The following is a 26,290-nucleotide window of genomic DNA, read 5'->3' as shown; positions in this document are numbered from 1 at the left end:
GAGCTATCGTGCAGATTGAGCATCGTGCCTTATTGCCCTTTAAAATTATTGATTCGGCTAACCAACCTTTGCGTGAAGGGGCAAACGTCATCGGTAAAGTACTGAAACTGCTTCCGGACGGTCTGATGGAACTGCAAGTCGGACAACGTGTCTTGACGGCGGGGACGACAGCCGAGCTAAAAGAAGGAGCGACCTACCGGTTTCTGGTCACGAGTACAGATGGACAGCCCGTTTTAAAAATTGTTTCACAGGAAACCAGTTCTCCGAAATTACCGGTGCTTCCGACATTTGATCGGATTGCTCCACTTTCAGCGGAATCCGTCCCGCAAACGACACGAGAAGTGTTGCAACAGCTGGGTCAAAAAGTGATGGAGGGATCCGGAACAGCCTTCAAACAAGCCATCATCGAGTTGGTTCAACTCGCTCGGAGTGCGGATGGTACAACAGAGGGGCAGCTCGACCGGAAGACGAGTGATCAGGTGCTGGCCCAACAGGTCATTCAAGCAACGAATGAAACCGGACGCGGTATATTTTTGTTTCAATTACCGCAATTTGGTCCTTTCGAAGAAGTCGACGTCACGATGGAGGCACCCTTTGATCAAAAAGAATTTAATCCGGATCACGCACGAATTGCTTTTTACTTAAAACTGCCGAAAGTCGGCGAAATTGCATTGGATTTATTAATCACGGATCGAAAAATCGCGATTTCCGTTTTTCATCCGGATGACCGGATTGCCGCTTTTATGTGCCACTATCAGCCGACCATCGAACAACGTCTGTACGAGCAGGGATATGATTTGATCCGCTTCGAACAAATAGAAGCGGAAAAAGAACGGATATCGTTCCAACCGACGGATCGAAACGGAAGGGTGGATTATCAGATATGAAAAAAGCCATCGCCTTATCATATGAAGAACAGATGCAGGCTCCTAAGGTCGTCGCGAAAGGATCAGAACGGGTGGCGGAGCGAATTCTCGAAGAAGCTCTCCAACACGGTATTCCGATACGGCAAGACGAGACGTTGGTCACATTGCTCGACGCCGTCCAAGTCTCAGAGCAAATTCCAAATGAATTATATGGGGTCATTGCCGAGTTATTCGCCTTTTTATATCAACTCGATCAAACAGGAATTTCGAAGAAATAAATGCTTTCGGTCGATAACGATAGACAGCGCTTCCAATTTTAACTACAATGAAAGAGCCGAAACTAAAGGGGTTAAGGGGGATTTTTTCATGAATGTACATGAATATCAGGCAAAAGAGTTACTTCGTTCGTACGGTGTACCTGTTCCGAACGGAATTGCAGCATTTACAGTTGAAGAAGCAGTCGATGCAGCAGAACAATTGTCAGGTCCGATCAAAGTCGTAAAAGCACAGATTCACGCAGGGGGTCGCGGTAAAGCCGGTGGTGTTAAATTGGCAAAATCGCAAGAAGAAGTGAAAGAATTCGCGACAGAGTTACTCGGCAAAACACTCGTCACGCATCAAACAGGTCCAGAAGGTAAAGTCATCCAACGTCTTCTTGTTGAGGAAGGTTGCGCGATTGACAAGGAATACTATCTCGGGATTGTCCTTGACCGTGTAACGGGACGTGTCGTCATCATGGGTTCAAGTGAAGGCGGAATGGATATTGAGGAAGTCGCAGAAGCAACTCCGGAAAAAATCATCAAAGAAGTGGTTGATCCGGCAGTTGGTTTACAAGCCTTCCAAGCGCGTAAATTGGCGTTTGCAATGGGTGTTCCGGTTAAACTTGTCAATAAATTCGTCGGTATGGTCACTAAATTGTATACATTCTTCGTCGATAAAGACTGCTCGATTGCTGAAATCAATCCACTCGTCACAACAAAAGACGGTGATGTCTTGGCACTTGATGCAAAACTCAACTTTGATTCAAACGCGTTATACCGTCATGCGGATGTCGTTGCACTCCGTGACGAGTCAGAAGAGGATCCACGTGAAGTGGAAGCTTCTAAAAATGACTTAAACTATATCGCACTCGACGGAAACATCGGATGTCTCGTCAACGGTGCAGGTCTCGCGATGGCGACGATGGATATCATCAAGCATTTCAGCGGCGATCCAGCAAACTTCCTTGATGTCGGTGGCGGTGCGACAAAAGAAAAAGTAACAGAAGCCTTTAAATTGATTTTATCGGATGAGAACGTCAAAGGGATTTTCGTTAACATCTTTGGTGGAATCATGAAGTGTGACGTCATTGCAGAAGGTATCGTTGCCGCAACAAAAGAAGTGGGCTTAGAATTGCCACTCGTCGTCCGTCTCGAAGGAACAAATGTCGATGCCGGGAAACAAATTCTCAAAGATTCAGGTCTAGCGATTACAGCAGCTACATCAATGGCAGACGGCGCAGAAAAAATTGCTGCGCTCGTGAAGTAAGGGGGAGCTAAGGATGAGTATTTGGGTAAATGAATCAACAAAAGTCATCATTCAAGGAATTACAGGGAATCAAGGGATGTTCCACGGCGAACAGATGATTGATTACGGAACGAACCTCGTCGGTGGCGTGACACCAGGTAAAGGTGGAACGGAAGTATTAGGAGTACCGGTCTTCGATACAGTAGCTCAGGCAGTCGAAAAGACAGCTGCCAATGCTTCAATCATTTATGTACCGCCTGCATTTGCAGCGGATGCCATCATGGAAGCAGCGGATGCAAACATCGCTTTGATCATTTGTATCACGGAAGGAATTCCGGTTCTTGATATGGTTAAAGTAAAACGTTATCTGGACGGAAAACCAGTCCGTCTGATCGGACCAAACTGTCCGGGTGTGATTACGCCAGGCGTTGCGAAACTTGGGATCATGCCAGGATACATTCATACTCCAGGTCACGTTGGAATCGTTTCACGTTCTGGAACATTGACGTACGAAGCAGTTCATCAATTGACGACAGCAGGAATTGGTCAATCAACAGCAGTAGGAATCGGGGGCGATCCGGTCAACGGAACAGATTTCATTGATACGCTTAAAGCGTTTAATGAAGATCCGGAAACAAAAGCCGTCATCATGCTGGGTGAAATCGGTGGAACGGCAGAAGAAGAAGCGGCTGAGTGGGTCAAAGCCAACATGACGAAGCCGGTCATCGGATTCATCGGTGGACAAACAGCACCTGAAGGTAAACGGATGGGTCATGCCGGTGCAATCATTTCAGGCGGTAAAGGAACTGCTGCAGAAAAAATCAAAACACTTCGTGCCAATGGTATCGAAGTAGCAGAAACGCCAGCTATCATCGGTGAGACGTTGATTCGTGTCATCAAAGAAGCCGGTATTTACGATGAATGTGTCACAGGTTCAACTGTGAACTAAACAAGATGTCAGCTGTCCTGATTTAATCAGGACGGCTTTCTTCTATATAAAAGGAGCGTAATGAATGGACAGAGAACTGTATGCACGTTTTGCGACTTGCCGGGTTCCGTATTCAATCGTTGTCTTGATCGAGCAGTACGGTCTTTTACCGGTAGAGGATTTACCCGTGTCAAGATCCATCAAAAACCGTTATCAGCAAGCCTTACAATTGGATCAAGTCCCAATGAACCTTCTTGTCCCCGGAGACCCGTGTTTTCCGATGTCGTTACTTCAGATTCCTCAGCCCGTTTATGGTCTTTTCTTCAGCGGTGATCCTTCCCTATTACAACAGCCGATGATCAGTATCATCGGAAGTCGTCAACCTTCTCCTTCTCACTCAAAACGTTTATCTTTCTTACGTCCCTTTTTTGAGTCTCCATTCGTCACGGTGTCAGGTGGCGCCCTTGGCATTGATTCTCTTGTACATCGTCTTTCCCTTAAACATCATCAAGCGACGATTGCTGTGTTAGCGAGCGGGTTTGATTACTTGTACCCCGTCCGGCATTCACGACTGTTCCAGCGGATTCAACAAGCCGGACTGCTTTTATCTGAGTATCCCGCTTCAACCCCAGTCAAGAAATATCAGTTTTTGGAACGAAACCGGATCATCTCGGGACTGGCGTCAGGATTGATTATCGTTGAGGCAACCCGGAAAAGCGGAACGATGAACACGGCAGGTCACGCGCTGGAACAGGGAAAAGACGTGTATTGTATCCCTGGTTGTCCAACAGAAAAACACTTTCAAGGGACAAATCAACTGATTGCGGAAGGGGCGATTCCGCTCTTGAATCCGGAAGAAGTTTCAAAAAGTATCTTGATGAACGTTGACAAATAGGAATCGAGACTACTATGATAAGTGAGATTAAAATACGAGTACGCCTCTAATAGGGAGCGATTGTAATGGCAAAATATTTAGTAATTGTCGAATCACCTGCAAAGGCAAAAACCATCAAACGTTATCTCGGTTCAAACTATACCGTGAAAGCTTCGATGGGACATGTCATCGACTTACCGAAAAGTCAAATGGGTGTTGACGTAGAACATGATTATGAACCAAAGTATATTACGATTCGTGGTAAAGGTCCGGTTTTAAAAGAATTAAAAACGGCCGCTAAAAAAGCACAAAAAATCTATCTCGCAGCCGACCCGGACCGCGAAGGGGAAGCAATCGCTTGGCATTTAGCGAAAGCCCTCGGTGTCGATGAATCGACAGAATGCCGGGTCGTCTTTAATGAAATCACGAAAGACGCCATCAAAGATTCGTTCAAGAGACCCCGCAAGATCAACTACGATCTTGTCGATGCACAACAGGCACGGCGTATCTTGGACCGTCTCGTCGGTTACAGCATGAGTCCGTTACTCTGGAAGAAAATTAAAAAGGGCTTGTCAGCAGGACGTGTTCAATCGGTTGCCGTGAAGATGATCATTGACCGCGAGCAAGAAATCAATGCCTTTTTACCAGAAGAATATTGGACGATCAAACTAGAGCTTGATGCCAATGGTGAAAAGCTCGAAGCCAACTTCTACGGGATTGACGGGAAGAAACGTGAATTGCACTCAGAAGAGGAAGTCAATGAAGTATTGGCAAAACTTTCAGAGTCCTTCACGGTCGACTCCGTCACGAAAAAAGAGCGTCGCCGGAATCCAGCCTTGCCGTTTACGACGAGTTCGCTCCAACAAGAAGCAGCCCGCAAGCTGAACTTCCGTGCGAAGAAGACGATGATGATTGCCCAGCAATTATATGAAGGAATCGAGCTCGGCAAAGAAGGAACGGTCGGTTTGATTACGTACATGCGGACCGATTCAACCCGGACATCCGAAACCGCCAACATCGAAGCGCAGGGGTTCATCGAAAATGCATACGGGAAAGAATACATCGCTGTCGAAAAACGGAAAGAGAAAAAAGCAGCGAATTCGCAAGATGCCCACGAAGCTGTTCGTCCGACATCGACGATGCGTGACCCGCAACTTGTCAAATCGTATTTATCCCGCGATCAGTTCCGGTTATACAAATTGATTTGGGAACGGTTCGTTGCGAGTCAAATGGCTCCGGCTGTTCTCGATACAGTCAAAGTCGACTTGGTCTCAAATGATGTCATGTTCCGGGCAAACGGTTCGACGGTCAAATTTGCCGGATTCATGAAAGTCTATATTGAAGATACAGACGATGAGACGGTAACGGACGTCAAGGACGGTTTGTTGCCGCCGCTTGAAGACGGTGAAGTCTTGGAGCAGGAAATGATTGAGCCGAAACAACACTTTACGCAACCACCACCGCGGTATACCGAGGCACGCCTCGTCCGGGCGATGGAAGAACTTGGGATTGGTCGTCCGTCGACGTATGCGCCGACACTCGATACGATCCAAAAACGTGGTTACGTGACGCTCGAAGAGAAAAAATTCCTGCCGACCGAACTCGGGGAACTGGTCATCGATATGATCAGTGATTATTTCCAAGAATTCATCACCGTTCAATTTACGGCGGATATGGAAGCGTTGCTCGATGCAATCGAAAAAGGGGACATGCAGTGGACGGAAGTCGTCGATCCGATTTATAAATCGTTCGAAAAGCGTCTGACACGTGCAGAAGCCGAAATCGAAAAAATCGAAATTAAAGACGAACCGGCCGGAGAAGATTGTGAAGTCTGCGGACACGCGATGGTCATCAAGATGGGCCGTTATGGAAAATTCATGGCGTGCTCAAACTTCCCGGAATGTCGGAACACGAAGCCGATTCAAGTTGAGATTGGTGTTAAATGTCCGACGTGTGGAACAGGTGAGATCGTGGAACGCCGGAGTAAAAAAGGACGCTTATTCTACGGCTGTTCGAATTATCCGGAATGTGAATTCGTCTCATGGGATAAACCGGTCGAAGAACCATGTCCGGTTTGTAGCAGTATGATGGTACAAAAGAAAATCAAGAACGGTGTGAAAGTAGAATGTACGTCTTGCGGACATCATGAAACACGCATCGATCAGGAGCAAGAGGAGGAATGACCGATGAAACGGGTAACCGTAATCGGCGCCGGTCTCGCAGGTTCTGAAGCAGCATGGCAACTTGCGAAACGTGGTGTACAAGTAGATTTATATGAAATGCGACCAGTCAAGCAGACACCTGCTCACCATACCGATCAATTTGCAGAACTCGTCTGCTCGAACTCACTTCGAGCTAATCAACTGACAAATGCAGTCGGTGTATTAAAAGAAGAAATGCGACAACTCGACTCACTTATCCTCAAGGCTGCCGATCTTGCGAGTGTGCCGGCAGGTGGTGCGCTTGCTGTCGATCGACATGACTTTGCCGGATACGTGACGGAAACGTTAAAAAATCATCCGAACGTCACGGTTCATCATGAGGAACTTGAAGCGATTCCGGATGGTCCGACCATCGTCGCGACAGGTCCTTTAACAAGTGCCTCCTTATCCGAATCCCTTAAGCAGTTCACCGGAGAAGATTACCTGTACTTCTTTGATGCTGCCGCACCGATTCTTGACGGCGATACGATTGACCGCGATAAAGTATATTTAAAGTCACGTTATGATAAAGGGGAAGCAGCTTACTTGAACTGTCCGATGACAGAAGAAGAGTTTATGCATTTCCACAATGAGTTGATTCAAGCGGAAGTCGTTCCGTTAAAAGAATTCGAGAAGGAAATCTACTTCGAAGGATGCATGCCATTTGAAGTATTAGCGTCACGCGGACCGAAGACACTTTTATTCGGACCGATGAAGCCGGTTGGTCTTGAAGATCCGAAAACGGGTGAACGTCCGTATGCCGTCGTTCAACTTCGTCAGGATAACTCAGCCGGGACATTGTTTAACCTCGTCGGATTCCAAACGCATCTGAAGTGGGGCGAACAAAAACGGATCATCCGTTTGATTCCAGGTCTTGAAAATGCTGAAATCGTTCGTTATGGTGTCATGCACCGGAATACGTTTGTCAATTCACCGAACTTGTTGCAACCGACGTATCAGACACGAACACGTCCGGATCTATTCTTTGCCGGTCAGATGACAGGTGTCGAAGGATACGTCGAATCAGCTGCTTCCGGTTTGACGGCAGGTATCAATGCGGCTCGTTTAGTTAATGAAGCGGAGCCGATCGCCTTCCCGAAGGAAACGATGATGGGTGCGATGGCGCATTACATCACGACGACGGAAGGAAAGAACTTCCAGCCGATGAATGCAAACTTCGGACTTGTACCGGGACTTGCCAACCAAACCGGTCGAATGAAGAAACCAGAAAAATATGCGCTTCTTGCCGAGCGGGCATTGGAAGCAATCAAAGACTTTACCGATATGTAAGTAAGATGGGGGAGAAGGCGCAATTCAGCGTTCTTTTCTCCCATTTCTTAATTTGTCATAAAAGCGTGATAATTTTGTTATTTTTCCGGTTTTTGGTCTATTGTCAGACTACTTACGGTGTGCTATGCTAAGGGCGATTCGAGTATGAAATGGTTAGAAGGGGGCTCATCAATGGGAGTAGACTCAGAGTTTGACGTACTGCGAAAATCGTTTTTACGGTATGTACACATCGAGCGTCAATTATCTCCAAATACGGGCCGCTCTTATGATCAAACACTTCGACAATACGCCGCTTTTTGCCTCGATCATCAGCTGAGATCGATTGAATTGGCAACTGCACGGCGTTATTTGTTTGCTCTTTATGATCAAAAAGCATCTAAATCAACGATCGCTCAAAAAGTATCTTGTTTGAAACAGTTCGGACGTTTTGTGACGCGGGATACGAATGACGTCAATCCTTTTGAGGGATTGAAGGCACCCAAACGTGTCCAAACGCTACCGACGTTTTTAGTGCCATCAGAATACGAACGATTTTTAGAAGTTTTCCGAACGTCGGATTCATTAGGGGTACGGAATGTGGCATTGATTGAGTTGCTGTATGCGTCAGGAATGCGTGTCAGCGAATTAGCCGGATTGAACGTAAAAGATTTAGATCCGGACTTGGAATATGTGCATGTATACGGAAAAGGACGAAAAGAACGGATTACACCAATCGGATCATTTGCGAGAAAAGCCTTATCCGAGTATTTGATGAAACGACAACCGGCCGAGGATGAAGCACAAGCCGTTTTTCTTTCTCGTTCAGGTCGCCGTTTGACAACGGACGGGATTCGGAAAATCTTAAAAAAGGCAGATCCCTTTTTATCGAAACATGTGACACCACATGCTTTACGACATAGTTTCGCGACCGATTTACTGGAACGTGGAGCAGATTTACGAGCGGTGCAAGAATTGCTTGGGCATGCTTCATTATCGACGACAGGGCAATATACACACGTCACGACGGAGCGGCTACGACATGTTTATCAGCAAGCGCATCCGCGTGCCTAAGGGAGGAAATAGCATGTTTCATGCAACGACGATTTTTGCGATTCAACATAACGGTCAATCTGCAATGAGCGGGGATGGACAAGTGACTTTTGGTAATCAAGTCATCATGAAGAAAAGTGCAAAAAAAGTCCGACGTCTCTATGGTGGAAAAGTGATTGCAGGGTTTGCAGGAAGTGTAGCCGATGCGTTTACATTATTCGAAAAGTTTGAAGCAAAACTTGAGATGTACAACGGGAACCTGCAACGAGCTGCCGTGGAATTAGCAAAGGAATGGCGGGGCGATAAAATGTTACGCCAGCTGGAAGCTTTGTTACTTGTCATGGATGGAACACATTTACTTCTTGTTTCAGGTAACGGAGAAGTCATCGAACCCGATGACGGGATTTTGGCCATCGGTTCAGGCGGAAACTATGCGCTTGCCGCGGGTCGGGCACTGGCTCGGCACGCTGCACACATGACGGCCGAGGAAATCGCCCGCGCCGCTCTTGAAACAGCAGGGGAGTTATGTGTATTCACGAATGATCAAATCATTTTAGAAACGATTGGGGGAAGTGCAGATGCATGAATTTACACCGAGACAAATCGTGGAAAAACTAAATGAACATGTTATTGGTCAAGCGGACGCGAAACGAGCCGTCGCGATTGCACTCCGAAATCGTTACCGCCGTCAGTTGCTCGATCCGAGTCTGCGTGATGAAGTGACACCGAAAAACATCTTGATGATCGGACCGACAGGAGTCGGGAAAACGGAAATTGCCCGTCGACTTGCTAAACTGGTCCGTGCACCGTTCGTTAAAATCGAAGCTACGAAATTCACGGAAGTCGGTTATGTCGGACGTGACGTTGAATCAATGGTCCGTGATTTAGTCGAAGCTTCACTACGGCTTGTCAAAGACGAGAAAAAGGAAGCTTTGAAAGAGCGTGCTGAAGCGGTTGCGAATGAACGAATCGTCGATGCCCTTGTCGGTAAAAAAGCTTCGACTGGTCTTGGGGGAGGAAATCCGTTTGAGATGCTGTTCGGTGGAACTCAAAAACCGCCCGAGCAGGAAACTGCCAGCGATACAGCCGATCGATCCGTCATTCGTCAACAATTGTTTCAAGGTCAACTAGAAGACCGCATGATTGATGTGGACATTGAAGAACGCCAAATGGATTTGTTCTCCGGACAACAAGGTATGGAAGGTCTTGCGAATCTGCAGGATATGCTCGGACAAGTCATGCCGAAAAAAACAAAGAAACGTCAGCTGAGTGTCAAAGAGGCACGTCCGATTTTGACAGCAGAAGAAGCGGAACGATTACTCGATTTAAATGAAGTCCACGATGAAGCTGTTCGTCGTGCTGAACAGATGGGAATTATCTTCGTCGATGAAATCGACAAGATTGCAACGAAGGGGCAAGATAGTGCCGGTGTATCACGTGAAGGCGTGCAGCGTGATATCTTACCAATCGTCGAAGGATCGACTGTCGTGACGAAGTATGGTCCTGTGAAGACGGATCATATGTTATTCATTGCAGCCGGGGCTTTCCATATGGCAAAACCATCCGATTTGATTCCGGAGCTGCAAGGACGTTTTCCGATCCGGGTGGAACTCGACAGTCTGACCGAAGATGACTTTGTTAAAATTTTGACGGAGCCTAATCAAGCATTGCTGAAACAATACAAGGCTTTGCTTGGAGCGGAGCAAGTCCATGTCACGTTTACCGAAGACGCGATTCGTCAAATTGCACGGATTGCGGCACAAGTAAATGATGAAACAGATAATATCGGTGCTCGCCGTTTATATACCATCATGGAACGTGTATTAGAAGAATTATCGTTTGAAGCGGCAGAGATGCCAGAGACAGACGTCACCATCACACCACAATATGTCATGGACCGCGTCGGAAAAGTAGCAGATGATCGTGACTTAAGTCAGTTCATCTTATAAGTGGAGGAAGAAAATCATGAATTTATTGGCAAAAACACGAAAGCTCAACACGATGTTACAACAAGAAGCAAGCACACATGTCGACTTTAAGGTCATGGCAGATCGTTTAAGTGAAGTTATGGAATCAAATACCTTTATCGTCAGCCGTCGTGGAAAGTTATTAGGAATTGCGATTAAACAACAAATCGAGAATGCACGGATTCGTGGATTCCTTGAAGAGCGTCAGTTTCCGGAAGATTATACGAAAAAATTGTTTAATGTGACGGAAACGACAGCGAACATCGCAATCGACAGTGAGCATACAGCTTTCCCGATCGATAACCGCGATATGTTTGAGACATCAAAAACGACGATTGTTCCGATCATCGGTGGCGGTGAGCGACTTGGAACACTTGTCCTTGGCCGGATGCTCGAAGATTTTAATGAAGAGGACTTGGTGCTTGCGGAATACGGAGCAACAGTTGTCGGAATGGAAATCTTACGTGAGAAAGCTCATGAAGCGGAAGATAAAGCGCGGAAGAAAGCCGTCGTTCAAATGGCAATCAATTCTTTATCGTATTCGGAACTTGAAGCCATCGAACATATCTTCGAAGAGTTGGACGGAAACGAAGGATTACTCGTGGCCTCTAAAATTGCCGATCGTGTCGGCATCACGCGTTCAGTCATCGTCAATGCGTTGCGGAAACTTGAAAGTGCCGGCGTCATCGAGTCCCGTTCGCTTGGTATGAAAGGGACATATATCAAGATTTTAAATGACAATTTCCTCTATGAGTTAGAGCGCATTAAATCGAACTAAAAAAAGGAAGAATTAGAATTTAAAAGAAGACCTAGTAAAGTACTAGGTCTTCTTTTTTTTATAGGTATTATTTATCATTTTTATAAGAAAAGGGTTTAAAAAGCGAAATACTAACATCTCATTCCCCTATTTTTCAAAAAACTTCTTTTCAAACATTGACCTATTTGTTTCAATTATTTCAGATATGTTACTAACCGCTTACTTTATAATACTAATTTTTACCAGATAAATAGAGGTGGAGGTTGAATGATGAACTGGCTTGGTTCAGATTATGCAACAATGACACAGGCCGTCGATCGGACGGTAGCTGCGCAGAAAGTAATTTCAGCAAATATTGCGAACGTCGATACGCCTGGATATAAATCAAAGCGCGTAGTGTTCGGAGATGTCTTGGATTCTGAAATGAAAATGAGTTTAAAACGACACGCGACGATCGGTACGTCAGGAAGTATCGTCGAACAATCGTCTGCTATGCGTAACGATGGGAATGGGGTCGATATTGATCTCGAAATGTCTGAATTATCACGCAATCAAATTGAGTACGAAGCATTGGTCGAACAATTGAACCGGAAATTTTCCGGAATCCAGTCTGTCATCCGGGGAGGACGTTAATTCATGAGTATGTTTTCAGGTTTTCATACGTCCGCAACGGGATTGACGGCACAGCGTCTGCGACTCGATACCGTCTCTGCCAATATCGCCAATGCTCAGACGACACGCGGTGAGCTAGTTGACGGAGAATGGCAACCATATGCCCGCAAATTAGCCGTTTTGAAAGAAACAGGCAACGGGGTGACAGTCAGCGAGATTCGAAAAGATCAAGAACCATTCAAATTGGAATACAATCCGAATCATCCAGATGCGGATGAACTGGGATACGTTAAAATGCCGAACGTCGATCTACTGAAGGAAATGGTCGACATGATGGGGGCGACACGTTCTTATGAAGCGAACGTCACGGCGTTGAATGCAACAAAAGCAATGTTGGTTAAAGCGATGGAAATCGGCAAGTAAGAAGGAGATGACACGATGGCGATTCAACCGATTCAAAGTATGCAAATGGTCTTACCGTCTCAATCGGTTACCAAAACGACACCAAGTGATTTCAGTGAAGTATTGAGTCAGGCCATGAACGGTCTGAACGAGGCGCAACAAGCCTCTTCGCAAGCACGAGTAGATCTTGCGACTGGAAAAACGACAGACTTACATAACATCATGATCAAAACAGAAGAAGCATCGCTTTCTATGCAACTCGCTATCGAAGTCCGGAATAAAGGCATCGAAGCATACCAAGAAATGATGCGTATGCAACTGTGATTGTTGAGGAAAGCGTGGGAGATGTTTGATGAATGAAGGACTAAAAACGCGCTTTGGCGCATTAAAAATGACATGGCAGGAATGGTCGCTCGTTAAAAAAGCAACGATCATCGGAATTATCTTATTTCTAATTGCAGCTATCATTGTTGCAGCCATTTGGTTAAGTAAACCAACGATGACACCGCTCTACTCAAAGTTGTCACCACAAGAGGCTGGGCAAGTGACTGAGAAATTAAATGAAGATGGTGTACAGTCCGAAGTCGTCAGTGGGACAGACGGTGTAACGATTCTTGTACCGGAAGAAAGTGCCGAAAACTTAAAAGTGGAGTTGGCGACAGCTGGAATACCTAAATCAGGTCAAATCGATTATTCATTCTTCAGCGAAAACGCCGGATTTGGAACAACAGATAAGGAAATGAACATTCTCGAGCGGGACACGATGCAGACGGAATTAGAAAATCTGATTACGCAAGTCAACGGGATTGATGCTGCGAAGGTCATGATTACATTACCGGAAAAAAGTGTTTTCTTATCAGATAAAGAAGAGACGTCAACTGTCTCAGTCGTCTTGACATCAAGCGCCGGCAGCGACTTGAATCAGCAGACGGTTCAAGGTCTGTATCATCTGATTGCGAAAAGTATCCCGAATCTAAAAGAAGAAAACATTACCATCATGGATCAGTACTTTACGTATTATGAGCCGGGTAAGGGAGCACAGACTGCAGGAGGAACGGATCCGATGCAGCTGAAGAAAACGACGGAAAAAGATTTACGCCAACAAATTCAGCAGATGCTGTCAGTCGTTCTCGGTCCACAAAAAGCACTGGTTTCTGTTACCGCAGATGTCGATGTCACGCAACGGCAAGAGGAACAAAAATTAGTTGAACCGGTTGATCCTGATAAAATCGAGGGAATCGTGACATCGGCAGAGAAAGTCGCTGAAGCGTATACGGGAGCGGCAAATGAAGGAACTGCAGGAACGGGTGAGAATGAGACCATTAACTTCCCGCAAGGTACAGGTACGGCAGGAGACACAAGTGAGAAGACGCACGATATCATCAATTACGAAGTCAATCGAATCACAAAACAGATTACCGGTGCGCCGTATGAAATTCGGGATTTAGGAATTCAAGTCATCGTTGAGCCACCTAAAGGACAAAATCAAATTGATCCGCAACTTCAAACAGATTTACAGACTATGATGTATTCGATCATTCGTACTTCACTGACGAAGACGGATGCGAAGACGACCTTAACCGATGCAGAGCTTGCGAATAAAGTCGTCGTCATGTCAAGACCATTTGCCGAGACACCGAAACAGACAGTAACAACGGAAACAACACCGATGTGGGTCTGGTTTGCATTAGGTGCCGCAGCACTGGTTGTAGTAGGAGCCATCTTCCTGTTGATGCGTAGAAGAAGAACAGCTGAAATTGAGGAACTGGAAGAATGGACTCCGATTGAGACAGAGATTCCTGAACTGTCGACAGAGGACACAAGTGAAGGAACGGTCAAACGGAAACAGCTTGAGAAGCTTGCCGCATCCAATCCGGATGAATTTGCGAAGTTGTTACGCACCTGGTTAGCGGAGGATTGATGAGATGAAGAAGTTAGAGATGAGTAGTCGGGAAAAAGCCGCCATTTTAATGATTTCGCTTGGTCCGGAAGTCGCGGCCAGCGTATACAAACATTTGTCTGAAGAAGAAATGGAATGGCTGACATTACAGATTTCGAGCATGAAACGGATTGATCCGGATGAGAAGCTCGAAGTGTTAGAAGAATTCCATGAATTAGCGACAGCGCAAAATTATATCACGCAAGGTGGTATCGGATTCGCCAAATCCGTGTTGGAAAAAGCATTAGGTGAAGAGAAGGCGATGGAACTCATTTATCGTTTGACGTCGACGCTTCAAGTGAGACCGTTTGAATTTGCCCGCAAAGCGGATCCGAAACAATTGCTGAACTTCATTCAAAATGAACATCCGCAGACCATTGCCTTGGTCTTGGCGCATCTGGATCCGGTCAAATCGGGACAAATTTTATCAGAACTTCCGGCAGAAGCCCAGTCAGATGTCGCCCGACGGATTGCAACGATGGACCGGATGAATCCAGAAATCATCAGTGAAGTCGAACAAATTCTTGAACGGAATCTATCGCAAGCAGGAATGCAGGATTATGCCCAATCTGGCGGAATCGAGGCAGTAGTTCAAGTCTTGAACGGTGTCGATCGGACGACGGAACGGACGATTCTCGATACGCTTGAAATTCAGGATCCAGAGTTGGCGGAAGAAATCAAAAAGCGGATGTTTGTCTTTGAAGATATCGTTACGCTCGACGCACGTGCCATCCAACGGATTATCCGGGAAGTTTCGAATGAAGACTTATTGCTTTCACTTAAAGTTTCATCGGAAGATGTCAAAGAAATGGTGTACCGCAATATGTCCCAGCGAATGGTCGAATCGTTCAAAGAGGATATGGAATTCATGGGACCTGTACGCTTACGGGATGTCGAAGAAGCACAAAGTCGTATTGTTGGCATCATCCGTCGCCTAGAAGATATGGGTGAGATCGTGGTAGCCCGTGGTGGAGGAGATGATATCGTTGTCTAACGTCATTAAGCGTCAAGTTGTTTTCGACCGGACGCAACGAACGATTTTCCATCAGACGGAATCCGAGCAGGTGACTGAAACCGAACCGCTTGTTTCTTATGACGAGATGATGCGGGAAGGACAAGCCCAACTAAAGCAACAGCAGCTGTTGATCGAACAACAAGAACAAACACGGCGGGCTGATTTGGAGCAAGAGCGGCTTCTCGTGTTTGAAGAAGCGAGACAACAGGGTTACAAAGAAGGGTATCAGTCGGGTCAACAAGCTGGACAAACACAATACGAACAACGGATTGAGGAAACAAATCAACTTGCGAACCGGCTCGAACAGATGTTTTCAGAACGAGTCCTCCTGATGGAAGATGAATTGTGTGCACTGGCTCTTCAATTGACACATCAGTTTTTGGAGCAGCTTCACGATAAGGATGAAGAAGCACTTTATCAGACGATTCAACAGTTGATTCTTCAATTTAGAGATCGCGAAAAATTGATTGTCTATACATCAGCTGAAGACTTTGAACGGGTTGTCTTACTGGATGAACGGTTACAGACCATTTTAGGAGGGACGGCAACAATCCGTTTACGGATTGATCCCGAGCTTCCTGCACGAGATTTCCGGATTGATTCAGAGAACGGTGCCATCACGGGTGGATTGTCAATCGGTTATCAACGATTAATGGAGCAACTCACCGAGGTGTTACACGATGTATAAACTCAAACAGTTACAAGCAGCGATTCGAGATGTTCGTCGGGAAGAACTTGTCGAGCATTCTGGTAAAGTCGTTCAAGTCATTGGCTTGATGATTGAATCACGTGGTCCGACAGCTGTTGCCATCGGCGAGCGGTGCTTGATCCGGATTCATCGTGGAGACGAGATTGAGGCAGAAGTCGTTGGATTTCGAGAAGGACATGTACTATTGATGCCTTATGGTGAAACGACGGCCATTGCACCGGGATCGATTGTCATCGCAACAGGAAAACCGCTTCATGTTCCTGTCGGAGATGATTTGATCGGGAAAGTCCTGGATGGTCTCGGACGTTCGCTAGACGGGAAATCACTGGCGCATTTACGGACGACTTCAATTGTCCGTAAGCCGCCAAGTCCACTCGATCGTCCGCGGATCGATCAAGTGTTATCGACAGGTATTCGTGCCATCGACGGTTTATTGACCGTCGGACAAGGGCAACGAGTCGGACTATTCGCAGGATCGGGTGTCGGTAAATCGACATTACTCGGTATGATTGCCAAACGATCGACGGCTGATATTAATGTCATCGCCTTAATCGGTGAACGGGGCCGTGAAGTGAAGGAATTCATTGAGGCGGAGTTAGGTGAGGAAGGCATGAGCCGTTCGATCATCGTCGTAGCGACGAGTGATCAGCCGCCACTCGTTCGACTCAAAGGAGCGTATACGGCAACGGCAATCGCTGAATATTTTCGGGATCAAGGAAAAAATGTCGTATTGATGATGGACTCCGTCACACGTTTTGCCATGGCTCAACGTGAAATTGGCCTGGCGACCGGTGAACCACCTGCTTCGAAGGGATATACACCGAGTGTATTCGCCTTACTTCCACAACTGTTGGAACGAAGCGGGAAAACGACAGAAGGTTCCATTACGGCATTTTATACCGTACTGGTTGACGGCGATGATATGAATGAACCGATTGCGGATGCGGTCCGCGGAATTCTTGATGGTCATTTTGTCCTCGACCGAAATCTCGCTAATAAAGGACAATATCCGGCGATTCACATCTTACGCTCCATCAGCCGGGTCATGAATCAAATTACTTCGACCGAACATAAAGATAGTGCGATTACGTTCAGACAGTTATTGTCGACATACCTCGATGCCGAGGATTTAATCAATATCGGTGCTTATAAAAGTGGTACAAACCCTGACATTGATCGGGCTGTTGAAAAATATCCTGAATTGATCGGTTTTTTAAAACAACGGGTGGAAGAAAAAAGCCATTTCGAAGATGGCATGGGTCGTCTGATTTCGACAATCCGTTAAGGGAGGGCGCGAATGAAAACCATATATGAACGTATTATTCCTTTAGCGGAAGCGGAAAAGGATCGTGTTTCAAAACATACTGCTGAAAAAAAGAAGCAATATGAAGTCGAGGTCGAGAAACTGTACCATCTTCTCGTTCGTTATGAAGCTTTTTTAAAAGCACAAAATGAAACAGGAACGGTTGAGCTGCTTGCTTCTCAATACCGTGAACGTGCACGTGATGTCGTCAAACAACAGATTGAGCGACAACAGCTATACGTGACCCAGGCGAAAAATCAGTATGAACGGGCTCAAGTCGATTTAAAAGAGGCTTTGATTGAAGAAAAGAAATTTACACGACTGCAATCAAATCAATTAGAAGAAAATCGGCGGACACTCGCTTTGGTGGAACAGAACCAAATGGATGAATTAGCATTATTGCAGTTTGGAAGAAGGCGAACGACATGAGTGAGAACAAGTCATCAAAACAATGGATTTTGCCCTTATTAATCATCCCGTTGTTATTGTTATTATTTACAGCCTATCTCGTATTAAATTACGCTAATGGGCGGCCGATTTTTTCATTGCCTTTTGCGTCAGAAGAAGTAACGAACACGAAGGTAACGTCTTCAAAAAGTTCGGAGATCGAACAACGTTTGAAATTAGCAAACGCTGAAATCAAAAAACTACGGGCAAAGACGACTGATCAAGCAGAACTCATCCAAGCGAAAGAACAGGAAGTCGTCCGGTTGATTGCGGAACGGGATCGGTTGAAAAACACGCCGGCTACACCTGCAACGACAGTGACAGATAAGTCTGCGTCGAAAAAGACTGCTGATGTGACAGATGTCTATGCGGAGATGACGCCGAAAGATGCAGCCAATATTTTTAACGAATTGAGTCCGACGGAAGTCGTTGCAATCATTAAAGAAATTGATGCTGAACAACAGGCGGCCATCATGGCAAAGATGGATCCTAAAAAAGCTGCAGCGTTGACACAATTGTTGGCAGTCCAATAAGGGGTGAGAAAATAAAATGAACTTGACGACGGATGTACAGCAAGCACAAACAGCTAAACCGGTTACGAAGTGGAACGGGAAAGAGCTCCCGGCGAATGGCGTTGGAAATTTTGCTTCGTTACTTCAATACTTAGTGCAACCTCTAGCTGAGGGCGTACAGAATCCTTCACTGGATCAACAGACAATACCAACTGAAGGGGAGACGAATCTTGAAGTCAAACCGCTGTTGGAACAATTGACCGCACAGCCGGAAAAAGTCTTAAAACTTTTGGAGCAACCCGAAGTAGAAGGTATGATACATGATCCAAAAAAAGCGACGGAGCTGATTCAGTTCATCAAGTTGATACAAGACGGACAACAAGGACAAGCGATGGAGTTATTCGAACAATTTCCTGTCTCGGTCCAACAAGTACTCGCAGCGGCCGTTTCAACTGTCATCGGAGTCGATAAGGAAAATGTGAAATCAAATGAATTACCGGTCGGAATGAATACTCCGGTTATACGGATGACTGACACTCCAGGAATTGCCTTGTCAGCTCCACCGGTGAGTAATCCCACGTTGGTTGATTCTACAGGCATCAAAAAAGATGCAGTTGTGACTCCGTTTTCGAACCGTCTTGTACTTCCTGAACAAAATACACCAACACTGAAAACAAGTGTCATGACTAAAAAGGTGATTGAATCCATTCAGATAGCTGCTGATTCGGAAGGGAAAGACCAACCATCAGCACTAACCGGTTTGAAATTTGAACGAATGAACAGTGCATTAGGAGTAGGCGTTCGGCCATCCATCATGCAGCCAAGTGTCGATGATCAACTCACGTCACGGATTGAAGCGGCGATGAAACAAGCACCATTTTTAAAAGGCGCGGACGGTTCGACAAGGATGTCCATCCGATTATATCCAGAACAGTTGGGTGAGGTCGTCATCCAATTGGATAAAAAAGATGGTTTATTGACGGTAAAGCTTTTCGCAGCGACGGAACAAGCGAAACAAATGCTGGATCAGCAACTAGGAAAGTTACATACTTCGTTGCAGCCGCAAGCACCATTCGTCAAAGTCGAAACCGGGATGTTAGCATCGAGTGTCAAAGACTTTGAACAAGGTTTACCGCAAGAACGACGAGAGCGTCAGCAAGAAGAACCTGCACCGTACGAAGAAGAACTAGAGGAGGATGAAGATGACTGAATCCATCAAAAATGATGCGTCGTCCTATCAGTTACCGGAGAAAACGAAAGTACCATCCAGTAACTCGATGGACAAAGACATGTTCATGAAAATCCTGATTGCCCAACTGTCCAATCAAGATCCGACGGCACCGATGGAAGACAAGGAGTTCATTTCGCAGATGGCTCAGTTTTCTTCTCTTGAACAGATGCAAGCGATTGGAAAAGGGATGGATACGATGATGCTCAATCAGCATGCGGCGGCTCTGATGAACTATAGTAATTTGATTGGAAAAAGTGTCAGCTATGAAGGTGAGACTGTCACGAAAGATGCGACAGGAGCAGATGTGACATCGACCGGTAAAGTGACGGCAAACGTCCTCAGTGTAAAGCGTGACGGGGTCGATGTCATTGCCGAGTTATCGAACGGAAAAAGTGTCAGTGTCTACGAATTGACTGAAATTAAAACAAAGGAGGAAAAATAATGTTACGTTCAATGTATTCAGGAATCAGTGGGTTAAAGAACTTCCAAACAAAGTTAGACGTCGTCGGGAATAACATCGCCAACGTCAATACATTTGGTTATAAAAAAGGCCGTGTCACGTTTAAGGATCTTGTCAACCAATCAGTTGGTTCCGCATCAGGTAATGGTGGAGGTGTCGGTGGGACAAACCCGAAACAGGTAGGACTCGGGGCCTCGATGTCAACGGTCGATAACGTTTACAATCAAGGAGCGTTACAAAATACAGGTCGAACGCTTGATGTCGGGATTTCCGGTGAAGGATTCTATCAAGTCTTAACGGCAGACGGTGTGCGTTATTCTCGTTCCGGTAACTTTTATACAGATCTTCAAGGAAATATCGTAACGGGAGATGGAAATTATCTCGTAGGATTGTCTGATCCACCGCCTGCCAACCCTGGACAGCCACCTGCCGATCAAGCAAACCTACCTGCCAACCAATACGATGCTCAAGGTCAAATCACAAACAAAGTAAATAATGGCTACATGAAGTTACAAATTCCGACAGGAGCACAGAACCTTGCAATCGGAAAAGATGGACTAGTCACGTTTGTCGATGGAACGGGTAACTTGCAACGAGTTGGTTACGTATCAATGGCTAATTTTGCTAACCCGGGTGGTCTTGAAAAATCAGGAGTGAACTTATTTGCCGCTTCTCAAAACTCGGGTATCGCAGCGACTGGAACGCCAAGCACAAACGGTCTTGGTCAATTAACATCCGGAACACTTGAAATGTCAAACGTCGACTTATCGGAAGAGTTTACGGAAATGATCATCGCCCAACGCGGATTCCAGGCGAACACCCGGATCATTACAACATCAGATCAGATTTTAGAAGAACTCGTTAACTTGAAACGATGATTACTTTAACGACATTACGTGAAACACCGCTTGTCTTAAATGCAATCTTAATCGAAGCGGTCCGGTCGACACCCGATACGACGATCCAGTTGGTCGGGGGACAGACTTATGTCGTCAAAGAAACATTGGAAGAGGTAAAAGCAGCCACAATCGATTTTTACCGACAAGTCGGTTTAACGGGCTTGAACAGTGCTAGGAGGCTCGAAGATGGCAGAAGAAAAGAAGAAGAGTAAGTTGAAATTACCACTCATCATGGTCGTCGTCGCGATTATGATGGTAGGCGCGGGCTACATGCTTTCAAAATATTTGTTAACGAGTGATCCGACCGAAGCGAAAGTCGAACAACCGACAGGAGCGGAACTCGAAGAGCGAAGTTTTCAAACAGATGATTTAACGACGAACATTGCAGACGAACGATTCTTAAATGTTCAGTTTACAATCGTCACGGATGACGCGGCGACGCGGGAAGAACTGGAGTTACGCAAGTTTCAAATCAACAATATCATCTTAGGGGATTTAGCTTCGATGAAAAAACAAGATTTAGATTCTAAACAAGACATGGCGAAACTCGAAGAAAAATTACGGGGGCAATTTAAAAAGCTCCTGCAAGAAGGCGATGTTCAACGTGTCTACACGACGAAAAAAATCATCCAGTGAGGTGGCCGCATGAGCGAAGTATTATCACAACATGAAATTGACGCCCTGCTATCAGCCATTTCAAGCGGAGATATGGAAGTCGAGGAAATACGCAGTCAAGAAGAAGAACGTCGTGTGAAAGTCTATGACTTTAAACGGGCGTTGCGATTCTCAAAAGACCAGATGCGGAACTTAACGCGGATTCATGAACAATTCGCCCGAGTCTTGACGACCCATTTCTCAGCACAGCTTAGAACATACGTCCAGTTTACGGTCAATACGGTCGAACAGCTGCCTTATGATGAATTCATTCATTCCATTCCGAACATGACCTTGATTAATTTAGTGAATCTTCATCCGTTAGACGGACGGGTCATCTTCGAAGTGAATCCGAACATCGCGTATGCGATGCTCGATCGATTGCTCGGCGGACCGGGTGAAGGCATGAATAAGATTGAGAACTTGACGGAAATCGAAACCCGGATCTTGACGCAGTTATTCAAACGCGCCTTTGTTCAATACGGGGCAGCGTGGGAATCGATTGCCGAAATCGAAGCCGAGTATGATGATTTGGAAATCAATCCACAATTTCTTCAACTCGTCTCACCGAATGAAACGGTCATTCTCGTCTCGATTTACGTGACGGTCGGAGAAGTAAGCGGAACGCTTAATGTCTGTCTGCCGTTCGTGACACTCGAACCAATCATTCCGAAACTTTCGAGTCACTTTTGGATGCAACAAGAGAAACGAAAGTCAGCCGATAACCAAGAGTCAGAACATATGCAAACACAGTTGATGGGATCAATCGTCGATTTGAAAGCAGTGCTCGGCCAGACGGAACTTTCGTTTGGAGAATTGTTACACCTCGAGGTAGGCGATTGCCTGTCCCTCCAGACACGTACATCCGATCCGGTTGAATTGTTCGTCGATGATCGGAAAATGTTCAAAGCGCGGCCTGGTCTGAACGGGAAGCATCTCGCTTTACAAGTCTTACAACGAATTGAGGAGGAATAACATGAGCGATATGCTTTCGCAAGATGAAATCGATGCATTATTACGTGGAACCCCATCGGCTGAAGAACCAACCGATACCCAATCAACAGACGATTTACATCAATTGGATGAGATGGAAATTGATGCGCTTGGAGAAGTCGGGAATATCTCGCTAGGGAATTCCGCGACGGCTCTGTCCGCGTTATTGAATCAAAAAGTCGAAATCACGACACCACACGTGCGGATGATTACGATGGAAGAATTGCGGAGTCGTTATCCGATTCCCCACGTCGCCCTTCGTGTCGGATATACAGAAGGATTCAAGGGAGAAAACGTTTTAATTTTGACACAACGGGATGCTTCCGTCATTGCGAATTTGATGATGGGCGGCGATGGTGTCGTTGACGAGAGTCTTGAAATGGAACCGATTGCGTTATCTGCCGTCCAGGAAGCGATGAACCAGATGATGGGAGCGGCTGCGACCTCAATGTCGACCGTTTTCTCAATGCGTATCGATATCTCGCCTCCAGCGGTCGAAGTTTTTGATTTCTCGCAAGAAAAAAGTATCGTGGATAGCTTCTCGTTATGGGAAAGCATGGTCATCATCGAGTTTGATTTGAAGATCGGAACGCTGATCGATTCAAAAATCGTACAATTGGCACCACTTGAATTTTCCAAACAACTGATTCAGAAATTATTCAGTGCCAGTACGACAACGACCGAACCGGCACCCACAGCTCAAGTCCCTACACCAGAACCGGTCCGGGAACAGCCGGCCGCGCCACAGCCACAACCGGAACCCCGGTATGAAGCACCGCCGGAATACAAAAAAGAGCCGGTTGGTGTCAGTCCTGTCCAATTCGGTCAGTTCTCTGAAGTGCAACAAGAAGGTCCGCCCGGAAATATCGGCATGCTCTACGATGTACCATTGAATGTCACAGTCGAACTGGGACGGACACGCCGGTCAGTCCGGGACATTTTGGAACTGACGCAAGGTTCAATCATTGAACTGGATAAATTAGCAGGAGAACCCGTTGACGTGTTCGTCAATAATACATTGATTGCAACGGGTGAAGTCGTCGTCATCGAAGAAAACTTCGGTGTCCGGATTACAGAGATTGTCAATAAAAAAGAACGTCTGCGGATGTTCTAAGGAGGAAATAGGATGAGTGCAAAAGTTTTGATTGTAGATGATGCAGCTTTCATGAGAATGATGATTAAGGAAATTTTATCGAAGAACGGCTATGACGTCGTCGGTGAGGCGGAAAACGGACGTGAAGCAGTTTCGAAATATAAAGAGTTAGCGCCGGATCTCGTCACACTTGATATCACGATGCCGGAAATGGACGGGATTTCAGCATTAAAAGAAATCAAAGCCTTTAACCCGGCTGCCAAAGTCATCATGTGTTCTGCAATGGGACAACAATCGATGGTCATCGATGCGATTCAAGCCGGAGCAAAAGACTTCATCGTTAAACCGTTCCAGGCAGACCGTGTACTCGAAGCCGTTTCGAAAACCATTTCATCATGAGAAGACTGACCTGTTTGACCTGTCTTCTCCTGTTCCTGCTGACGCATCAGGTCGGTGCCGAAACAGTGGAAGAGAAGCTCAACCCATCTAAGAAAAATGAACCTACAACACAACAGGTCGACGGGTCATCGACAGTCGTCACGGTCGTAAAAATCGTCGTGACACTCGCAGTTTTGATTGGTGGATTCCTTCTTGCCGTCCGTTTCATCAATGAACGGACAAAGGGAGTCCGTCAATCGAGCCGACTGTCGCATCTCGGTGGTGTCCCGCTTGGCAAAGATCGATCCGTTCAGCTCGTGAGGGTTCACGGTAAGATTTATGTTGTCGGTGTCGGTCAGAACGTTGAACTGCTTGATACGATTGAAGAAGACGACGAATGGTTAGCAACGGATACATCCGACAGCCTACCACATCCGTCAGCCGCATCCCCGTTTCTGGAATCATTTAAGCAACAGCTCGATCAGTTCCAGAAGAAACGAGGACGGTCATGACGACGATTGAAAACTTGATTTCCTTGGATACGCCGTCCGGGACGGCGACTTCCATCAAATTACTGGTCTTACTTACGCTTTTATCATTAGCACCGTCGTTACTGATTTTGATGACTTGTTTCACACGCGTCATCGTCGTCTTATCCTTTGTTCGTTCTGCTTTAGGAACACAACAAACACCGCCTAACCAACTGCTCGTCGGACTGGCGTTATTCATCACATTGTTCGTTATGGCACCTATTTTAACAGAATTGAACACGACGGCATTACAACCGTACATGGACGACAAAATCAGTCAAGAGGAAGCCTTTGATCAAGCCGGAGGAACGATGAAACGTTTTATGTCTCAATACACGCGGAGCAATGACTTAGAACTGTTTTTGAAGTATGGCAATTACGAGAAGCCCGAGAAGGTGGAAGATATTCCGCTCGTCGCGTTAGTACCGGCCTATGCCATCAGTGAGTTAAAGACGGCGTTTCAAATCGGATTTATGATTTTCATTCCGTTCCTCGTCATCGATATGGTCGTTTCGAGTGTCTTGATGTCGATGGGGATGATGATGTTACCACCGGTCATGATTGCCTTACCGTTTAAATTATTATTGTTCATTTTAGTAGATGGTTGGCATTTGATTGTCGAATCACTACTCGTCAGCATGCGATAGGGAGGGACGACATGACGCAGGAAATGATTATTCAATTAGCCAGTTCGGCCGTCTGGACCTTGTTAAAGGTGTCAGCTCCGCTCTTGCTCGTCTCACTCGTCGTTGGACTTCTCGTCAGCATCTTGCAGGCGACGACTCAAATTCAAGAGCAGACCTTATCGTTTGTTCCGAAGATTGTTGCCGTTTTTTTAGCACTCGTCTTTTTTGGACCATGGATCATGGAAGAACTCAAAACGTTTACGATTGAAATCTTCAAACAGATTGCCGAGGTTTCGCGGAAATGACGTTACTGTCCTTTGTCAGTGTTTTTTTACTTGTATTTGGCCGACTTGTTGGATTTTTAGTGGCTGCTCCTTTGTTTTCATCGAAGCAGTTACCCGCTCAGCATAAGTTGGCAATTGCTGCAGGACTTGCCTATTTTGCCAGTTACGCGGTCAAGACAACGGTTCAAGTCGATGACATCGATTTCTTTTTTCGAATGGGAACAGAAGTCATCATTGGGCTCGCCCTCGGTTTGCTCGCCAGTTTTTTACTGTATGCGCCACAAATGGCCGGATCAATCATTGATTTACAGATGGGGCTGGCGATGGCTTCCGCATATGATCCGATGTTTGGTGGTCAATCGCCGATCGTCGGTCGATTTTTTTACATGTTGACACTGCTCGTGCTGCTGGCGTCAGATATGCATTTGATTTTACTGGATGGCATCTATACGAGTTTTAAAATCTTTCCGCCCGGCAGTGCGATTAACGTTTCCGGAGAAGCCGGCATGAGCTTAGTCGTTCGTGTCGTCGGGCTCGCGATGCTCACGGCTCTTCAAATGGCGATGCCACTTGTGGTTGCCTTGTTTTTAGTCGATTTGGCGCTTGGTTTTTTAGCGAAAACCGCACCCCAGTTCAATATTTTTGCGATTGGATTTTCCGTCAAGTTATTGATGGGTTATGCGATTTTGTTTTTACTCGCCGGAGCGACCATTACCGGGATTTCCCGATTTGTTCCCTTATTACAAGACGTACTGTCCGATGCGATTCAATTACTAGGAGGTTGA

At 46.0% G+C, this 26,290-nt stretch carries 32 protein-coding genes; all 32 read left to right on the top strand.

Features of this window, described 5'->3' with window-relative positions; genetic code table 11:
• Positions 1 to 8 precede the first annotated feature (8 nt).
• The 32 genes from KNP93_RS00750 (at position 9) to fliR (ending at position 26,290) form a co-directional block, all read left to right on the top strand.
• A complete protein-coding gene (locus KNP93_RS00750) occupies positions 9 to 887 on the top strand; it encodes a hypothetical protein (protein WP_214852693.1) in 879 nt (292 codons plus the stop codon).
• Positions 884 to 1,144 carry an EscU/YscU/HrcU family type III secretion system export apparatus switch protein gene (locus KNP93_RS00745; protein ID WP_026827994.1) on the top strand — a complete coding sequence of 87 codons (261 nt, stop codon included), beginning with the start codon at positions 884 to 886 and terminating at the stop codon, positions 1,142 to 1,144. The genes KNP93_RS00750 and KNP93_RS00745 overlap by 4 nt, the downstream gene beginning before the upstream one ends.
• Positions 1,145 to 1,232: 88 nt before the next feature.
• On the top strand, positions 1,233 to 2,393 hold the full coding sequence (sucC, locus tag KNP93_RS00740; RefSeq protein WP_026827995.1) for an ADP-forming succinate--CoA ligase subunit beta: 1,161 nt from the start codon (positions 1,233 to 1,235) through the stop codon (positions 2,391 to 2,393).
• 13 nt (positions 2,394 to 2,406) lie between these two features.
• Positions 2,407 to 3,321, top strand: a complete 915-nt coding sequence (gene sucD, locus KNP93_RS00735; protein ID WP_114595489.1) for a succinate--CoA ligase subunit alpha — start codon at positions 2,407 to 2,409, stop codon at positions 3,319 to 3,321.
• A 64-nt stretch (positions 3,322 to 3,385) separates the two neighbouring features.
• A complete protein-coding gene (gene dprA, locus KNP93_RS00730; RefSeq protein ID WP_188004508.1) occupies positions 3,386 to 4,195 on the top strand; it encodes a DNA-processing protein DprA in 810 nt (269 codons plus the stop codon).
• A gap of 65 nt (positions 4,196 to 4,260) precedes the next feature.
• Positions 4,261 to 6,357: a type I DNA topoisomerase gene (gene topA / locus KNP93_RS00725; protein ID WP_131502595.1), complete on the top strand. Its 2,097-nt coding sequence runs from the start codon at positions 4,261 to 4,263 to the stop codon at positions 6,355 to 6,357.
• Positions 6,358 to 6,360: 3 nt separating this feature from the next.
• Positions 6,361 to 7,665 (top strand): FADH(2)-oxidizing methylenetetrahydrofolate--tRNA-(uracil(54)-C(5))-methyltransferase TrmFO, encoded by a 1,305-nt coding sequence (gene trmFO, locus KNP93_RS00720; RefSeq protein ID WP_131972510.1) that lies wholly within the window; start codon positions 6,361 to 6,363, stop codon positions 7,663 to 7,665.
• Between the two features lie 171 nt (positions 7,666 to 7,836).
• Positions 7,837 to 8,715, top strand: a complete 879-nt coding sequence (locus KNP93_RS00715; RefSeq protein WP_131502593.1) for a tyrosine-type recombinase/integrase — start codon at positions 7,837 to 7,839, stop codon at positions 8,713 to 8,715.
• Entirely contained in the window at positions 8,684 to 9,280 is a 597-nt protein-coding gene (gene hslV / locus KNP93_RS00710) for an ATP-dependent protease subunit HslV (RefSeq protein WP_369835017.1), read from the top strand. Before KNP93_RS00715 ends, hslV begins: the two co-directional genes overlap by 32 nt.
• Positions 9,273 to 10,643: an ATP-dependent protease ATPase subunit HslU gene (gene hslU, locus KNP93_RS00705; RefSeq protein ID WP_131502592.1), complete on the top strand. Its 1,371-nt coding sequence runs from the start codon at positions 9,273 to 9,275 to the stop codon at positions 10,641 to 10,643. The genes hslV and hslU overlap by 8 nt, the downstream gene beginning before the upstream one ends.
• A 16-nt stretch (positions 10,644 to 10,659) precedes the next feature.
• Positions 10,660 to 11,439 (top strand): GTP-sensing pleiotropic transcriptional regulator CodY, encoded by a 780-nt coding sequence (gene codY, locus KNP93_RS00700; protein ID WP_012370753.1) that lies wholly within the window; start codon positions 10,660 to 10,662, stop codon positions 11,437 to 11,439.
• Positions 11,440 to 11,685: 246 nt separating this feature from the next.
• Complete coding sequence (flgB, locus tag KNP93_RS00695) at positions 11,686 to 12,051, top strand: flagellar basal body rod protein FlgB (RefSeq protein ID WP_251138585.1); 366 nt, start codon at positions 11,686 to 11,688, stop codon at positions 12,049 to 12,051.
• A 3-nt stretch (positions 12,052 to 12,054) separates the two neighbouring features.
• Positions 12,055 to 12,453 (top strand): flagellar basal body rod protein FlgC, encoded by a 399-nt coding sequence (gene flgC, locus KNP93_RS00690; protein ID WP_131502590.1) that lies wholly within the window; start codon positions 12,055 to 12,057, stop codon positions 12,451 to 12,453.
• Between the two features lie 15 nt (positions 12,454 to 12,468).
• The gene (gene fliE / locus KNP93_RS00685; RefSeq protein WP_131502589.1) at positions 12,469 to 12,756 is read left to right on the top strand and encodes a flagellar hook-basal body complex protein FliE; all 288 of its coding nucleotides are present in this window, start codon (positions 12,469 to 12,471) and stop codon (positions 12,754 to 12,756) included.
• Between the two features lie 28 nt (positions 12,757 to 12,784).
• On the top strand, positions 12,785 to 14,353 hold the full coding sequence (fliF, locus tag KNP93_RS00680) for a flagellar basal-body MS-ring/collar protein FliF (protein ID WP_131972511.1): 1,569 nt from the start codon (positions 12,785 to 12,787) through the stop codon (positions 14,351 to 14,353).
• A 4-nt stretch (positions 14,354 to 14,357) separates the two neighbouring features.
• Positions 14,358 to 15,365, top strand: a complete 1,008-nt coding sequence (fliG, locus tag KNP93_RS00675; protein ID WP_131972512.1) for a flagellar motor switch protein FliG — start codon at positions 14,358 to 14,360, stop codon at positions 15,363 to 15,365.
• Entirely contained in the window at positions 15,349 to 16,074 is a 726-nt protein-coding gene (locus KNP93_RS00670) for a FliH/SctL family protein (RefSeq protein WP_131972513.1), read from the top strand. The genes fliG and KNP93_RS00670 overlap by 17 nt, the downstream gene beginning before the upstream one ends.
• Positions 16,067 to 17,380, top strand: coding sequence for a flagellar protein export ATPase FliI (fliI, locus tag KNP93_RS00665; protein WP_131502585.1), 1,314 nt, complete (start codon positions 16,067 to 16,069; stop codon positions 17,378 to 17,380). Before KNP93_RS00670 ends, fliI begins: the two co-directional genes overlap by 8 nt.
• Before the next feature lie 12 nt (positions 17,381 to 17,392).
• Positions 17,393 to 17,827, top strand: coding sequence for a flagellar export protein FliJ (locus KNP93_RS00660; protein ID WP_026828010.1), 435 nt, complete (start codon positions 17,393 to 17,395; stop codon positions 17,825 to 17,827).
• Entirely contained in the window at positions 17,824 to 18,378 is a 555-nt protein-coding gene (locus tag KNP93_RS00655) for a MotE family protein (protein ID WP_131972515.1), read from the top strand. The genes KNP93_RS00660 and KNP93_RS00655 overlap by 4 nt, the downstream gene beginning before the upstream one ends.
• Before the next feature lie 16 nt (positions 18,379 to 18,394).
• Positions 18,395 to 19,567 carry a flagellar hook-length control protein FliK gene (locus KNP93_RS00650; protein WP_214852690.1) on the top strand — a complete coding sequence of 391 codons (1,173 nt, stop codon included), beginning with the start codon at positions 18,395 to 18,397 and terminating at the stop codon, positions 19,565 to 19,567.
• Complete coding sequence (locus KNP93_RS00645; protein ID WP_131502582.1) at positions 19,560 to 20,030, top strand: flagellar hook capping FlgD N-terminal domain-containing protein; 471 nt, start codon at positions 19,560 to 19,562, stop codon at positions 20,028 to 20,030. The genes KNP93_RS00650 and KNP93_RS00645 overlap by 8 nt, the downstream gene beginning before the upstream one ends.
• Positions 20,030 to 20,926 (top strand): flagellar basal body rod protein FlgG, encoded by an 897-nt coding sequence (gene flgG, locus KNP93_RS00640; RefSeq protein WP_014970679.1) that lies wholly within the window; start codon positions 20,030 to 20,032, stop codon positions 20,924 to 20,926. Before KNP93_RS00645 ends, flgG begins: the two co-directional genes overlap by 1 nt.
• The gene (locus KNP93_RS00635) at positions 20,923 to 21,159 is read left to right on the top strand and encodes a flagellar FlbD family protein (protein WP_026828015.1); all 237 of its coding nucleotides are present in this window, start codon (positions 20,923 to 20,925) and stop codon (positions 21,157 to 21,159) included. The genes flgG and KNP93_RS00635 overlap by 4 nt, the downstream gene beginning before the upstream one ends.
• Positions 21,134 to 21,583: a flagellar basal body-associated FliL family protein gene (locus KNP93_RS00630; protein ID WP_026828016.1), complete on the top strand. Its 450-nt coding sequence runs from the start codon at positions 21,134 to 21,136 to the stop codon at positions 21,581 to 21,583. The genes KNP93_RS00635 and KNP93_RS00630 overlap by 26 nt, the downstream gene beginning before the upstream one ends.
• 9 nt (positions 21,584 to 21,592) lie before the next feature.
• A complete protein-coding gene (gene fliM / locus KNP93_RS00625; RefSeq protein ID WP_012370738.1) occupies positions 21,593 to 22,576 on the top strand; it encodes a flagellar motor switch protein FliM in 984 nt (327 codons plus the stop codon).
• A gap of 1 nt (position 22,577) precedes the next feature.
• Entirely contained in the window at positions 22,578 to 23,708 is a 1,131-nt protein-coding gene (fliY, locus tag KNP93_RS00620; protein ID WP_131502580.1) for a flagellar motor switch phosphatase FliY, read from the top strand.
• Between the two features lie 12 nt (positions 23,709 to 23,720).
• Positions 23,721 to 24,086, top strand: coding sequence for a response regulator (locus KNP93_RS00615; RefSeq protein WP_026828018.1), 366 nt, complete (start codon positions 23,721 to 23,723; stop codon positions 24,084 to 24,086).
• Positions 24,087 to 24,100: 14 nt separating this feature from the next.
• Positions 24,101 to 24,577, top strand: coding sequence for a flagellar biosynthetic protein FliO (locus tag KNP93_RS00610; protein WP_251138584.1), 477 nt, complete (start codon positions 24,101 to 24,103; stop codon positions 24,575 to 24,577).
• On the top strand, positions 24,574 to 25,242 hold the full coding sequence (fliP, locus tag KNP93_RS00605) for a flagellar type III secretion system pore protein FliP (RefSeq protein ID WP_114595506.1): 669 nt from the start codon (positions 24,574 to 24,576) through the stop codon (positions 25,240 to 25,242). Before KNP93_RS00610 ends, fliP begins: the two co-directional genes overlap by 4 nt.
• An 11-nt stretch (positions 25,243 to 25,253) precedes the next feature.
• The gene (gene fliQ / locus KNP93_RS00600; protein WP_012370733.1) at positions 25,254 to 25,526 is read left to right on the top strand and encodes a flagellar biosynthesis protein FliQ; all 273 of its coding nucleotides are present in this window, start codon (positions 25,254 to 25,256) and stop codon (positions 25,524 to 25,526) included.
• Complete coding sequence (gene fliR / locus KNP93_RS00595; RefSeq protein ID WP_114595507.1) at positions 25,523 to 26,290, top strand: flagellar biosynthetic protein FliR; 768 nt, start codon at positions 25,523 to 25,525, stop codon at positions 26,288 to 26,290. Before fliQ ends, fliR begins: the two co-directional genes overlap by 4 nt.

This window comes from Exiguobacterium sp. s166 (genome assembly GCF_018618855.1).
GTDB lineage: Bacteria > Bacillota > Bacilli > Exiguobacteriales > Exiguobacteriaceae > Exiguobacterium_A.
Note: the sequence above shows the minus strand (reverse complement) of the source record. Positions and strands in the feature narration are given on the sequence as shown.